Raw genomic sequence first — 14614 nt, 5'->3', positions numbered from 1 at the left:
ACAGGTACCAGACATGATCAAGCAATGGGCTATCGCGGCATCGTTGGGTGCCGCGACGCTGATGAGTTCCCAGGTGTTCGCGGCGCGGGAAGAGCATGAGTTCGAAATTTCGGTGAACATCCCCACCTTGGCGTTTTACGTGATACCAGCAGAAACGGACTGGATTCATCGCGAGCAGAGATTGCCGTGGAATCCTCACACCTCGACATTGGGCGGTTTGCGCAAGTATTTCGACGTCAAGCACGACACCAGCGCGATTGAAGCGCGGCTGGAGAGCGAACCTTATATATCCAACGGCAACGATGCTGAGAATATATACCTGCGCGTCAGCTTCAACGGTCAGGAGTTGAGTCACGACACCCAGCCCCGGCAAGTGGTCTCGGCACAGGACGCCATGACCGGCAGCCGGGTGCGGCTGGACATCGAACCGACAGTTCCGTCCGGTGGTTACAAACCGGGCAACTTTTACGGCAATGTGTTGTTGGTGTTCAGTGCGGCGGCGCCCTGAGCATTGGGATAAAAATGACGCCACAGGAGTGGCAGCAATATCCATCGCATGACAGGGAGTCATGATCGAAGATGAAATCAGTAAAGTCTTGTGCCACCTTCGCAGGGTGGCTATTGCTCTGTGCACCAACCGTTGAATCGGCAACCGCCGCGACCATAGACATCAGCGCCTCGTTCCGGCCGGACCCGTCCAAACCCCACGAAAACAAATTCACCAATGACACCCCGGTGAGCGGACATTGCGCACAGCAACCTGAATTCTGCAAGGAGCAGGGGTTGTTCTCATTGCTTGTCCCCATCGAGTTTCAGTCCATCGCTCCCATCCTGGCCGGGCATGCCGATCGCCGCAAAGGGGCAATGTTCAAAGTGCCGGCCGACTGGCGACGGCTCACGATCAGAAAGGCCGACGGTCAGCCAGAGACATCGGAGGTCGAAGTTCGTATTGTTTCTATCGGTGGCCGTTACATTCTTCCCGATACGGCGCAAAACCTGGTCGGTGAAGGCTCACCATCCAATGATAGTTCGGTCTGGCACCGCCGTTTATGGGGAGGGACTGACTGGACATGGGCACCACCTGCGCCCTGCATGAGCTCTGGTGGCGGCATGTACGTGCAGCCAACCTGGCGCACTTTTTTCTGGCTGACGCCCACATCGGGCGAGTGTGCTGCAATTGCGGGTTATCGAATCGAGACGTTCAGGTATGACCAGGTGCAAATCGGTTATGAATTGAGAACACCCGATCCGCTGCACTTGTCTTCCGGAATCTTTATCGGCGATTTGACCTACAGCGTCGGCCCGGGCATGGACTTCGACATGGGCGATATCATGCACCCCAGCGACTCTACCCTGACATTGAGTTTTACCCTCAACGTTGAACATACGCTCAAGGTCGATATTCCACCGGGTGGTAACAAAGTCGTGCTGGAGCCGGCCGGCGGGTGGCAAAACTGGCTGCAACATGGACGAAAGCCGGTGCGCCTGTACCGCGACCAGGCCTTCAATATCTCGGCGTCATCACGGTTCAAGATGCAAATCGGCTGCGAAATCCCCGGCCTGTACGACTGCATGATTCGCGACCCCGTTTCGCAGCGTGCCGTCCTGGTGGAACTCAGCGTCACCCTGCCAGATGGCTTGACCGATCTCGCTGGCGTACCGGTCAAGCGCCGTCGTCTGATACGTGTGGGTCAGGAGGAGCAGCAAAAATACCAAGCCCTGAATTATGTGAACAATCGGCCGGGCATCCTGCATTTTGAGGTCGCGAGCGAATACATGGATTACATGCTGCAACCTGGCATCGCCGCCCACTATGCCGGGAACATCGTCGTGATCTGGGATTCGGAAATATGAAAAAGCCTTGGGCTAATGCCGGTAAGTTAAGACATTTGAGCGACGAAAATCCTGTGGGAGCGTGGCTTGCCCGCGAAGAATGCACCGCGGTTTTTCAGGTACTACGCGTCATCGTTTTTCGTGGGCAAGCCACGCTCCCACAGGTTCTGCGTCTTAACTTACCGGCTGACTGTTTGCCTCCAGGTACAGCATCTGGCAATGGTCGAAACGTTCAGGGCGTTTTCAATGACCTGCCATTTTCAATGCCATTCGGGTCAGGCGTCGCGCCAGCTCCTTTTCTTCGTCAAACAGATTGTTGATCAATCGGTTGTACACCTCATCGGTCATCTCCTTGCCAGTGAACACAACCGACTCGGGCACTGGAAGCTGTCGGGCAAGTTCTTTGAGTTTTTCCCCGAGCTGGTTTTTGTATTCATCCGTGCGGTGCCGGGTATGAGCCCGTTCATTTTGCGTCTGCCGCAAATCCGCCAGTAACCCGGCCTTGACCACCGCGTACAGCTCGGTGTTTTCCTCAAATGCTCGCGGGTGGGTCGCATGCAGGTATTCAACCCAGAAGCGTTGCTCCAGCATCTGGTTCACCAGCCCGTCACCGTACTCCAGTGACAGCACCGCGCCGTAGGCGTGATCGATCATGCTCTCACTCACGCCGGCAACCGGCCTGTGAAGCATGCTTCGCGATTGCCAGGGCAGGTCCAACCGTCGGGCCAGACCGGTCTGGTAGGCCAGATAGACCTCGACTTCATCCGGCGTAAGGCCGCTGGCCATCCGTTCCTGCATGTCCGCCCGGGCAATTTCATTCACATGATCCAGACGCGCCGCACTCCGGGCCAGGGTCACCAGTTGACGTTCGAGCATCTGCGGCGAGGTGCTCAAAGACCTGGCTTCCGAGGCCAGCACTTCCAGCCCCATGTTGTTGAACAACTGAGCGCCGGCGTCGGCGCAATTAGTGGGCGCGTTGGCCATGGTGAAGAGTGTGCTCCGTAGCTCGGCATCCATGTCGGCGGCATCGATCATTCGCCATACACGCTTGGCCAGCTCGATTCGAAACTCGCCTCCAGCTCGATAATCAGCAGACAGGCTAAGGCCGCGAATCACCGTGAAGAATCCCGCCGAGTCCGGTTCATCGGCCAGATCACCCCAGGCCTCGCCACGGTATCGGCCAAGCCCGGGGGAGGGCGTCCACCATTCGCTGTCGTCAGGTACCGGCCAGAAGGCCAGATCGTTGTCGGTGGCAGGTGGATAGGCATGTCGGGGGCTGAGTCCCACGGACCTCCTGAGGTCTTCATAGGCCAACCGGTTCATGTCGCTGAGCGCTTCTGCGTTCAGACGGGTGCGCGCGACCACCAGCGCATCCTTGGACCCGGGGATCACATCGGGGATGCGGGCAAGCAGGTTGTCTTGCAGGTCGAGGAAAAAACCGCGAGGCCGAGGTTTGGCGAAAGTGCCTCGGGGCCAGGTGTCGATGCCGGTGCCACGCAGGCTGACGATCATCAGGCCGGGCATGTGTCCGATGTCCGGTAGCGCGCCCAAGGGGTTGTGATCCAGCCTGAGGGTTTTCAGGTAGGTCAGGCGGCTGAGTTGTTCAACGCTTTGCGCTGTCAGGCGGATGTGGTTGTCGTTCAGGCGCAGGGTCGACAGAACGTGCATCGCGGTGATGCCCTGGGGTATTTCAGTCAGTTGACAGCCTCTGGCGCTTAATTCGTCCAGGTGCGCAAAGTCCTTTAACAGACCGCCCGGTTCGCTGGAGAAACGCGTGTTGTCCAGATTCAATACCGAAACCTTGTCGAGAAACCGCTTGAGATCGGGCTTGTGTTTCCACCAGGTCTCAAGATTGACACTGCTCAGTTCCACCGATAAATCGAGACGATAACCGCCGTGGGGATGCAGGCTGCGTTCATCGAACACCTGGCTTCGACGTTCGAAACACTCGATCAGTCGTTCGGCGATGTGGCGCCCGCCGCCGTCGCGGAAACCCTGGGGGTCAGGCCCCCAGACGTCGGATTGCTGATAACGCCACTGATTGAGGGTGACGCGCAGGTCGTCGAGTTCATCCTCAAGCGCCGAAAGGGCGGTCAGGGGGTCACCTTGCGCGGTCAACGCTTCAATGAAACTCGTGGCCTCCTCGGCGCTGAAGATCGGGTAAAGGTCGCGAACCCGCCGATCCAGCGAGATGGAACCGCCCTTGCTCAGGCCCCCGCCCTGTAACAGCAGGGTGGTGATCCGGTCACGCTGCGAGCGAATCGGAATGTCGGCGAGCGCGGTTCTGCGGACTTCAGGGGTGACGAGGATTTGCTTGAACCAGTGTTTGAGCGCCTTGCCCTGGCCGAGCTGGAAACCCAAGGCGTTGCGCTGATCCTGCGACATTGCACGCAGCAACGACTCATAGAGGCTGCTGGCACCGTAAAGGCGATTGTCCTGGTCGAACACTTCATATTTGTTGCGTACGCCGCTGCTGACGAGCGTCCTGACCCGGGTAGCGGATTGCGCGCCAACGCTGCAGCGCAAGCTTCCGTGCGCGGAACTGTCGCGGATATCGACACGCAAGTCGGTGAATACGTCGCTGTGCAGTTTCAGCGTATTCAGGAGCAGACGCTCGGTGTCCGCAGTTAACCCCGAATGCCCATAAAGGCTCTCGGTTGCCCGGACCGCGCGCACTTCGAAATTCAGTTCACGGGCCTGATTTTTTATACGCAACGGAAGGCGCTTTTCGCTGAGCATCGCGAGGCGTTCCGCACCCGTGGCGTTGGCCAGCAGCGTTTCGCCGATGCTTGACGGCAGTTCGGGAAACACGTCGCTAAGCAATCTCACTGGCGGGAGGCGATTTTTTTCCCGGGTGCGATATGTCCGTTTGGCTAACCTGTCCATTTCGCCTTCGACATAGTCGGCCAGTTGATTGCGCAAGGCTTGTGCCCGATGCGCCGGTGGCACGTCGGGGCCGAGCATGACGGCGAGTTCGGGCTCATCCAGAAACGCCACCACGCGTTCGGGCAACTGTCCGGCCATGACGTCCGCCAGGCTGATGCTGAGGATGTCCGATGACAAAGCCTCGGGATTGCCATAAAGGCGGTCTTGCGCCGAAGCACTGGATTGATGAAGCACGCGCAGGGCCTTGTCGTCTGGCCAACCGGGCAGTTCCGTTACGGTTTGCTCGAACCAGGTCGAAGCGGGGTCGGGCATCAAAGGTTGGCCGCTGCGAATCTGCTGCTCCAACAGGACGACATCTTCATACGCCTCGAAGCGTTTCAGGGTATCGGCCAGCAGTGGCGGCGGCGCTTCAGATTCGACGTACATCCGCCGCAAGGCATCGTGATCGGTGCCGCTGATGGCGCGGATCTGCTCCAGTTCGCCATCGCTAAAGCGCTCGACCGAATGCCCGAGCCGGCGCATCAGTTGGTGTTCATTCCAGGTTCCGGGCTGTTCGCCTTCATGCACGAAGGCACCCAGGCCATTGTGTGTCACCTGCGGTCGATAAGCGTCCGGCCGCTGGGGATGAACCACCCGCATCCGGCCGGAGGGTTCTCGCTCGATCTCAAGGAGTTTGCCCTCGTGAGGCAGAATGGATTTGCCTTGATGCCGATGCAACCCCCAGGCATCAGGCGTTGAATCGGCGGGCAATGACAGGTTGTGCTGTTGGTAGGGCGTGAGATCGGGGTGCCAAAGGCGTTGGCTGCCATCAGGCAACTGCACCGGTTTCATCGCGTCGATGAACGGTGAAGAGAGGGATTTGCCCAGCTCGGCGGCACTGCCGAAGATGCCCAACTGAACCAGGTTTTCGACAATGCCCAATACATGCCCGGCCGCTTCGGTGGTCTGACCTTCAGCCCAGTCCACCACGCCTTCGAATACGTCATCCGTCAGTTGATAAGCGGTGTACGCCAGCATCAACTCACCGAGCACCGGCACGAACGGCGTAACCACAAACAGGGCAACATTGAAAATGTCCGAGAGCATCTTCTCCAGGTTGTCCCACCAGGCCCAACGCGCCATGCGGTCGGCATCCTGGGTGGAGATCGCGAGGTCGCGGGCATCGTTGACGATCTTGTTGAGCCTGATCCGGAACAGGTATTGCCAAAGGTCGTCATGGGCCGGGTCGGGCGAGCGGTTTTGATAGTCATCGGTGATCGCCTGGACGCTGAAACTCAGGTTGGGATGGTCCACCGGCGTATCCCTCCAGACGGGGCCGCCGGCCTGACGATCTCGTTGCTGCCATTGCACCGTGCTCAAGCGTTGATTGAGATTGGCGAAGAAATGCCCTCGCTCCTGGTGGGGCACGAACTGGCTGAAGAACTGTTGATAACTGAACCCGGCCGATGGCTCTCCGTTGGCGGGTTTTTCTTCGCGCAACTGGCGAGTCAGTTCGGCCATGAACTCGGCGGGCGAGGGGTATTCCTTGAGTGGGTGTTGGTTGTCGTGTGGCACATAGGCGATCAGGCGGCCGGGAGAGCCATCCGGTCCAGGATCGGTTGTGATCAGCACAATGCCCGCCAGCACCGTTTCCATCATGGCCAGGTTGTAGTAGCGCACGTGCTTGCCGTCGAGCTTCAAATCTCGTTGGCCGTGGACCAGACCGAGGATCAGTCGATGGGCGTGTGCATCAATGTGTTTATTGAGCAGTGCCAAATGTGCCGCTGCTTTCAACGCGGCTTTTTGGCTGGCAGTGACCGCCGTGCGAACGTTGTTGGCCACCAGGGGGCTGCCGAATCCGAGGGCCTGACGCAATGCGTGCTGGTAGCGGGCCCCGATGTTCAGATCACGGCAGATGGCCTTGAACGTTTGGGCGGTAAGCGTGGCTCCCGTGATGGTGTGGTTGATGTGCAGCGTTTTCATCTGTCCGCGTGGGTCCGGCGCGTCAAGAAAAGCAAAGTCCGAAAAGGTTTCTTCATCCGAGAAGTTGTGCAGGGCCGCGTTCAGCAACGAGACCGTCCTGACCTTGGTGCCACCCTTGAAATCATGCACCCACCATGGGCGGCCGACGGCGGCATAAAGCCGCAGGTAGGTGTTCCTGACGTCAATGTCGCCGTAGTGCTTGCTCAGCGCTTTTTTCAACAGGGGTTCGGCAAACGCATAAACATCCGCCAGGTTCTCAAGCAGGGCGTCCACGGCGTTCTGGGTAGACCAGTGCTCGGCTATCGCCTCTCTGAGCTGATGATGAGCGGAGCGGGCATGGGGTTTGAACGGAGCGAAGTTGTGTGGGGCAGCCTTTAATGCGCGAGCGTTGACAGGGGAAATGTCGGTGATCCAGGCGGGCAACGCCTGAGCGATCCAGGCGTCATTAATGCCGTCCTGGTTTTTGGTGTCGCGGCGTTTTTGATCAATCCTTGAAAAATTCGTCATGTGCTAACCGTCAAAAGCTGTAATCAGGCTTTTCAGGTTAGGCAGGTACTGCGGTCGAAAAAAAGCGTAAATACAGGGTTGGATTACCCCCGAAAGAAGCTTCGATCCAACGATAAACAAAGAGCGAAAAATACAGGAATACCACCTTTTAACGTGCAGATGTGCCCGGTGCGGTCGCGGTTTGGGTGACGACCGGCAATCCTGCCCCGGCACCGCACATTGTGTGGGTGCCCGGTTGCAAATACGGCGTCAGTATCGGCGCCATGCCCTTGAGCACTTGCACCGGCAACGCCGAGGTGAAGGTGAAGCTTTCCGCCGAGCGTCCCGGTACGAAGGCGGTCAGGGTGCCGAAGTGGTGATCGCCGATATAGAACACGAAGGTCGCCGTGCGGTTGAGCGATTTGGAGCTGAGAATCCGCCCGCCGGAGCCGATGGCTTCGATGCGGTTGTCGCCGGTGCCGGTCTTGCCGCCCATGGCCAGTGGCGTGCCGTCGGCCAGTTTGAAACTGCCGGACACGCGTTTGGCGGTACCGGCGTCCACCACTTGCGAGAGGGCTTCGCGCATGGCGGTGGCGACCTCGGATGGCATCACCCGTTTGCCCACATCCGGGTCGTTGATCAACCGGGTTTCATAGGGCGTGCCCGCGGCAAAATGCAGGCTGTCGATGCGCAGCGTCGGCATGCGCACGCCGTCGTTGAGGATGGTGCCGATCAGCTCGGCCAGGGCTGCCGGACGGTCGCCGGAGCTGCCGATGGCGGTGGCCAGCGACGGCACCAGATGGTCGAATGGATAGCCGACTTTCTGCCAGCGCTGGTGAATGTCGAGGAACGCTTCGATCTCCAGCATGGTGCGGATGCGGCTGTCGCGGGCGCCCTTGTGCCGGCTCTTGAACAGCCAGCTGTAGACTTCCTGGCGTTCGAACTGGCTGGCCTTGACGATTTCGCCCCACTTGGCGTCCGGGTGGTTCAGCAAGTAGCCCATCAGCCACAGGTCCAGCGGGTGCACCTTGGCGATGAAACCCTGGTCGGGCAGGTCGTAGGTGCCGGGACCATAGGCTTCATAGAGCCGTTGCAGGCGCTCGTCGGTGAGTTTTTCGGTGAGCTTTTCACCCTGGAGGTGCGAGCGCACGAAGGAGTTGAAGCTTACCTGGCTGGCCTGCGGCAGCAAGTAGCGGTGTACGGCGGCCATGCGGATCGGCGTCGGGCGCATGCTGTCGAGGAAGGTGTCGAGCCGGTCCTGGGTGTCCTTGTTCTTGTACTTCTTCCAGAACTTGAGCAGGAACGAAGTCCCTTCGCGGTCAGCGAACGAGGCCAGGTATTCCTGGCGCCGCGGGTCGCGGTCGTCCTTGAACAGTTCGGCACTGCTGTTCGCGCCGGAGTAGGTGGTGTAGCGCACCAGGTCACGCATCAGGCGAATGAACGGCAGGTTGATCGACTCGCGCAAGGCGTCGCGCAGGGTCGGTATCCGGCCGTTGTCTTCCTTGCGGAAGTTGTGGAACACATGCAAGCCGCCCCCGGTGAAAAACGCCTCGCCGGGGCTGGCGGAATATTTGCGGTCCAGGGCTGCACCGAGCATTTTCTGCAGGTCGCGGTCGTTGTTCTCGATCAGGTAATCGACCGCCCAGCGGCTCAGGCGGTCCTGATCCGGCACGTCGACTTTCTTCAGTTCCGGAACGGTCATGCCGGCGTACTTGTCGTGCAGCTCCGAGATGATTTGCAGGTAGGTGGTGAGCACGCGCATTTTCGCGGTGGAACCCAGTTCCAGTTTGCTGCCTTCGTTGATGTCGAACGGCTGGTCGGTGCTGTCGGTCTGCACTCGAACCCGCGAGCCGTCCGGGGTCAGTTCGAACAGGGTGAAGCTGTAGCGCACCTGGGTGGTGCTGGTGGGGGTCAACAAGCGTTCGCCCATCAGGCCGATTTGCGTCGCATAGGCCGGATCGGCGAGTTTTTTCAGGTACGCGGTGGCCTGGGTTTGCAATTCCCCTTGCAGGGTGCTGGTGGCTGACAGGTCAAGGCGGTCGAGGTCGTACAGCGGCCGATTGAGCAAACCGGCCAGGCGGCTGCGGGCCACGCTGATGCCTTTGTTGGTTTCGATCGGTTGGATGGTCGGCTGGGTCGCCCAGTCGCGATACGTCACCTTGCTGGCCAGTGCCGCGGCGGCGAACGGCGCATCGATCACATTGTTCTGGGCCAGCAAACGAATATGACTGTCGGTGAGGTCGGCCAACTCATCCCGGCCCTTGGTCAGGTAATGCGACGGGCGGCGCTGGGCAATCATCAGCGACAGCATTTCGCGCAGGGCCAGGCCTTTGTCCGCCATGGTTTTTGGATCCGTCGCGGTGCTGGACAACGCTTCGTTGGCCAGTTTGAAGTCGGAGCCGTACCACACGCGCAACCCTTCAGCCATGCCATGCACTTCACCGTGGCCCGGTACGGCCGACAGCGGCACGCTGTTGAGGTAGTCGCGCACCACATTCTGCCGGGCTTCGAGGGTTTGCGGCCCGGCCTGATAGGCGCGTACGGTGGCGGAGACCATTTGGCGAATTTTTTCCGCGCCATTGACCGTCAGACCATCGGGGGAATGCCGGTACTTCTCCAGTTGTGTGGCCAGGGTACTGCCACCGGCGGATTGGCCGGGCACATGCAACATCTTGGCCACCTGGGACCACGCCGCCATGCCGAACCGCGGCCAGTCCACGGCCGGGTTGGCCAGAGGTTGTTTGGGGTCGAGCAGGAAGCGGTTCTCGATGAACAGCAGGCTGTTGACCACCACCGGCGGAATCGAGGCAAAGGATGAATAAAGCTGCTGCGGATAGTTGTATTGGTACAGCGGCGCTGCACGGCAATCGGTGATCGACAGCCCGGCCTGGATCTTCTCGGCATAGGGTACGAACAGGCCCTGGTCGCTGTACTTCAATAGCGCCGGGGAAAAGCGGGTTTGCGCCTCAACGACGAAATCGCGCTTGATCAAGCGCGGCAGAAACTCATCCAGCGAGCTGTAGCCCAGGCGCCGATCGAACGGGCCGTCGCCCGGATAGCGAATCGCATTGCTGGGGCCGGGTTTGAGCTCATAGCTCAGGGATGCGGCGTATTTGCTGACTTCCCTGGCCTGAAACCTGGAGGTACGCATTTCCCTCGCGGCGGCCAGCCCCACGACAATCGCGATAATCAACAGCAATAACCAGAACGCTCCCCAACCGTGTTTCGAGCGACGGGGTTTTTCAGGTAACGGCGCTTCATCCACACCTTCATTCGGGACCACGGTTTTACTCGAATCGGTTTGCCACAAAGCGCCCATAGTCGACTGATCCATTCACGCAGATTTATCGGACTTGTCTGAAGCTTAGACGGTGGATGGCAATGGTGAAAAAATTGTGAAGTGCAAAATGTCGGGTTATTGCTGTTTCCTGTGGCGAGGGAGCTTGTCGGATCGCCGCACCGTCCCGTTGGGCTGCGAAGCGGCCCCAAACTGTGTAAATACCGTTCGCCTGAATAAACCAGGCGTATGGTTTTGCGCCTGCTGCGCAGTCGAGCGGGAGCAAGCTCCCTCGCCACAGGGGGATCAGCCAGCCAAGTGACTTCAGAGCCAGCACGCATCCCAGAGCGGGTAGTCGCCAATTTTCTCTACCAGACCTGCCCGCAATGGATTGGCAACGATGTAGCGGGCGAACGGTAGAAGGTCCTCTCCATCGCGTATTGCCCGGTCGTGGTAGCCGGTTTGCCAGAAGGCTCCACTTTCGTTCAATGTCCGGTTGATGGTGAGGGTGCTCCGGGATTTGATGGCCTGCATGAGTTGCGCCAGCGTGTAGCGTTCAAGCTGTATTAACCAGTGGAAATGGTCCGGCATGATGACCCAGGCCATTGAGTCGACCCATTTTTGATCATGGGCTCGCCTGAACTCCTCAACCAAAAGGCGTCCAAGCCGCCAATCCGCGAATATTCGGCGGCGTTGATGCACGACTGCGGTAATTAAATAGCCCCGTCCTGGTTCTGAGTAACGTCCACGGCGCAATAGATGCGAGTTTGGATGTGGAGGCATTCCGTTGCTCCCTTTGGCGTTTGGCTAAATACGCTAGCTCCTCGTTTTCCTGCTTGAACCTGCATTTGCTGAGTGAAATTTCCCAACTCATTGAAGGAATCGGATCCACGCAGCACTTTTGTGGCGAGGGAGCTTGCTCCCGCTGGACTGCGAAGCAGTCCCCATACCAGCAACTCTGATCGGTCTGGAATATCTGGTTTTTTGGTTTGGCGCCTGCTGCGCAGTCGAGCGGGAGCAAGCTCCCTCGCCACAGTAGAGTGGGCTGAAACACTTGAATTAGAGCTTTCAAGACTTTGGCAGGGGCATGACGATGCACCATTGTTGTGCAATACTCGGTGCCGCTTTTCCCACTGATTTTGCGGGTTTTTCCTACAAGACAGCTCTGCCCACGAAGCAGGGCCGGTTCGGGAAGCGATGGCTTATCGGTCAGCGCTTCGCCACTCGGTGGTCATATCCAATAACAAGACGAGGATGTCCCCCATGCCCACAGGCAATCACCTGCCCCAAGGCGAGACCGCTCAGGGCGGTCCGCTTAAACGTGAACTCGGCGAGCGGCATATTCGCCTGATGGCACTCGGCGCCTGTATCGGCGTCGGCCTGTTCCTGGGTTCGGCCAAGGCCATCGAAATGGCCGGCCCGGCCATCATGCTGTCCTACATCATCGGCGGTCTGGCGATCCTGGTGATCATGCGCGCCCTCGGCGAAATGGCCGTGCACAACCCGGTCGCCGGCTCGTTCAGCCGTTATTCCCAAGACTATCTTGGCCCGTTGGCGGGCTTCCTGACCGGCTGGAACTACTGGTTCCTGTGGCTGGTGACCTGCGTCGCGGAAATCACTGCCGTGGCGGTCTACATGGGCATCTGGTTCCCCGACGTGCCGCGCTGGATCTGGGCGCTCGCTGCGCTGATCAGCATGGGCTCGATCAACCTGATCGCGGTCAAGGCCTTCGGTGAATTCGAATTCTGGTTTGCCCTGATCAAGATCGTCACCATCATTGCGATGGTGTTCGGCGGCATTGGCATCATCGCCTTTGGCTTCGGCAACGACGGTGTGGCCCTGGGGATTTCCAACCTGTGGACCCACGGCGGCTTCATGCCCAACGGTGTGCAAGGCGTGTTGATGTCGCTGCAAATGGTGATGTTTGCTTACCTCGGCGTGGAGATGATCGGCCTGACCGCCGGTGAGGCGAAGAACCCGCAAAAGACCATCCCGAACGCCATCGGCTCGGTGTTCTGGCGGATTCTGCTGTTCTACGTCGGCGCGTTGTTCGTGATCCTGTCGATCTACCCGTGGAACGAAATCGGCACCCAGGGCAGCCCGTTCGTGATGACCTTCGAGCGTCTGGGCATCAAGACCGCAGCGGGCATTATCAACTTCGTGGTGATCACTGCTGCGCTGTCGTCCTGCAACGGCGGCATCTTCAGCACCGGGCGCATGCTTTACAGCCTGGCGCAGAACGGCCAGGCCCCGGCGGGGTTCGCCAAGACGTCGAGCAACGGTGTGCCGCGACGTGCGCTGCTGCTGTCGATTGGCGCGTTGCTGCTGGGTGTATTGCTCAACTATCTGGTGCCGGAAAAGGTTTTTGTCTGGGTGACGGCGATTGCCACCTTCGGCGCGATCTGGACCTGGGCAATGATCCTGCTGGCCCAGCTGAAATTCCGCAAAGGCCTGAGCGCCAGCGAACAGGCCGGTCTGAAATACCGCATGTGGCTGTACCCGGTCAGTTCGTACCTGGCGCTGGCGTTCCTGGTGCTGGTGGTCGGCCTGATGGCGTACTTCCCGGACACCCGCGTGGCGCTGTATGTGGGACCTGCGTTCCTGGTGCTGCTGACGGTGCTGTTCTACGTGTTCAAGCTGCAACCGACCAATGCTTCACAAGGCGCGGCGCGTTCGGTTTCGTAAGTTGTAACGCTGAAACCTGTAGGAGCGAGCTTGCTCGCGATGGTCGTTAACGATAACGCGTCTTTACTGGCTAAACGCGGCGCTCTTGAGTCCATCGCGAGCAAGCTCGCTCCTACATAAGACGGTCCAGTGGCCGGGGCTTTTTCATATCAGGCGGGCACAGTTTGCAGTGATCGATTCAAACGCTTATTGAACTCCAGCCACATCGCCAGCAACGCCATCAACCCGGCCCCTACCAGCGCCGTGAAGATCTGCATGGCAACAGCATCGTCGGTCAACGCATTGACCATGTCCGCCAAGGGCGCCAGCAGCACGCCCAGACAGAAAATCTCCAGCGAGAAACGGCCCATGTGGCAGCATTGCTGCGCCAGCCAGTTTTGCGTCCATCCACTGTCGGGAATCAGTTTTGCCGTGACGTAGGCCAATGCCAGGAAATGCAGCAGGCGCACCGGGGAAAGATCGGTCTTGCTGATGGGGTACAGGAAGTTTTGCACGCTGGCCGGGACCACGGCATCGTGAATGTCCGGCCAACGCCACAGGACGGTCAACACCCCCGCGGTCACTACATACAGCGCCGCACCCACAAACAACGGCTGGCGTACCAGCGGGCGAGATTCGGGCAAGTGCGGGCGCTGGCTGTAGATCGCAGCGGCACCGCCAAGTACGAACAGCAACTGCCAGGCAACCGGGTTGAAATACCACACGCCGTCCTTGATGGCCGCCAGGTTCCAGCCAGCCAGCGGCACCATCAGGTACAGCACCACCGACATCGCGACCACCATCCAGGCCTTGCGCACCAGCAGTGGCAGCACCAGGGGCAAGCCAGCCAACAGCACGATGTACAACGGCAGCGGGTCCATCAGGTTCGGTTTGAAGCGCAGCAGCAACTCATCGATCAACGCTTGCTGCGGGTTGCTGATGAAGTGATGCATGCCCATTTCTTCCACCAGATCCCGTGTTTCCACGTGGCTGTTGGCGAAAAACACAATGCCCATCAGCATCGCCAGCAGGAAGATATGCACCACGTAGAGCACCCACGCCCGGCGCAGGATTTTCACGCAGGCGATCAGAAAGCCTTCGCGTGCCAGGACTTTGCCGTACGCCAGCACGGCCGCGAAACCTGCCAGAAACACGAAAACCTCGGCCGCATCGCTGAAACCGAAGTTACGCAGGGTGATTTGCCCCAAAGGGTTGTGGGGCACGTGATCCCAAAAGATGAAGATCAGGGCCAGACCACGAAAGAAGTCGATCCGGTGATCGCGCGTTAACGTCATGACAGCAGACTCGTAACTGCGGGTGAAAATGGGCTTGGCCGCGGGCGCAAAAAAGGCCGCGCGCCCAAGCGGCGGCGCGCAGGGTGGACTGATTCGCGGGCAATTGCAAAGTCGGGATATTACCGGATGTCTCCGGCGTTGCCCCGAGGCTAAACCGCTGGTCTGAAAGGTCTAAAAACCTGCGATTTGTGACAGTAGACAGGCTCAAATA

The 14614-nt window shown here is 59.3% G+C and carries 7 protein-coding genes; 3 read left to right on the top strand and 4 right to left on the bottom strand.

All coding sequences use genetic code 11. From position 1 onward, the window contains the following. Positions 1-13 precede the first annotated feature (13 nt). A complete protein-coding gene (locus PMI28_RS17355) occupies positions 14-508 on the top strand; it encodes a CS1 type fimbrial major subunit (RefSeq protein WP_007985758.1) in 495 nt (164 codons plus the stop codon). Positions 509-579: 71 nt separating this feature from the next. Next, complete coding sequence (locus PMI28_RS17360) at positions 580-1854, top strand: hypothetical protein (protein WP_033063250.1); 1275 nt, start codon at positions 580-582, stop codon at positions 1852-1854. Between the two features lie 222 nt (positions 1855-2076). Here PMI28_RS17360 and PMI28_RS17365 read toward each other — a convergent pair whose 3' ends face one another. From PMI28_RS17365 to PMI28_RS0128475, 3 genes are all read right to left on the bottom strand, one after another. After that, positions 2077-7188 carry an NEL-type E3 ubiquitin ligase domain-containing protein gene (locus tag PMI28_RS17365; protein WP_007985753.1) on the bottom strand — a complete coding sequence of 1704 codons (5112 nt, stop codon included), beginning with the start codon at positions 7186-7188 and terminating at the stop codon, positions 2077-2079. A gap of 148 nt (positions 7189-7336) precedes the next feature. Further along, positions 7337-10486: a transglycosylase domain-containing protein gene (locus tag PMI28_RS17370; RefSeq protein ID WP_007985751.1), complete on the bottom strand. Its 3150-nt coding sequence runs from the start codon at positions 10484-10486 to the stop codon at positions 7337-7339. A gap of 282 nt (positions 10487-10768) precedes the next feature. Then, positions 10769-11227, bottom strand: a complete 459-nt coding sequence (locus PMI28_RS0128475; RefSeq protein ID WP_033063249.1) for an REP-associated tyrosine transposase — start codon at positions 11225-11227, stop codon at positions 10769-10771. A 480-nt stretch (positions 11228-11707) separates the two neighbouring features. Here PMI28_RS0128475 and PMI28_RS17375 point away from each other — a divergent pair, with 480 nt between their 5' ends. Beyond that, entirely contained in the window at positions 11708-13129 is a 1422-nt protein-coding gene (locus tag PMI28_RS17375; protein WP_007985749.1) for an amino acid permease, read from the top strand. Between the two features lie 149 nt (positions 13130-13278). Here PMI28_RS17375 and PMI28_RS17380 read toward each other — a convergent pair whose 3' ends face one another. Beyond that, positions 13279-14403 (bottom strand): OpgC family protein, encoded by a 1125-nt coding sequence (locus PMI28_RS17380; protein ID WP_007985748.1) that lies wholly within the window; start codon positions 14401-14403, stop codon positions 13279-13281. Positions 14404-14614 lie beyond the last annotated feature (211 nt).

It is taken from the genome of Pseudomonas sp. GM48 (genome assembly GCF_000282335.1).
Taxonomy (GTDB): domain Bacteria; phylum Pseudomonadota; class Gammaproteobacteria; order Pseudomonadales; family Pseudomonadaceae; genus Aquipseudomonas.
Note: the sequence above shows the minus strand (reverse complement) of the source record. Positions and strands in the feature narration are given on the sequence as shown.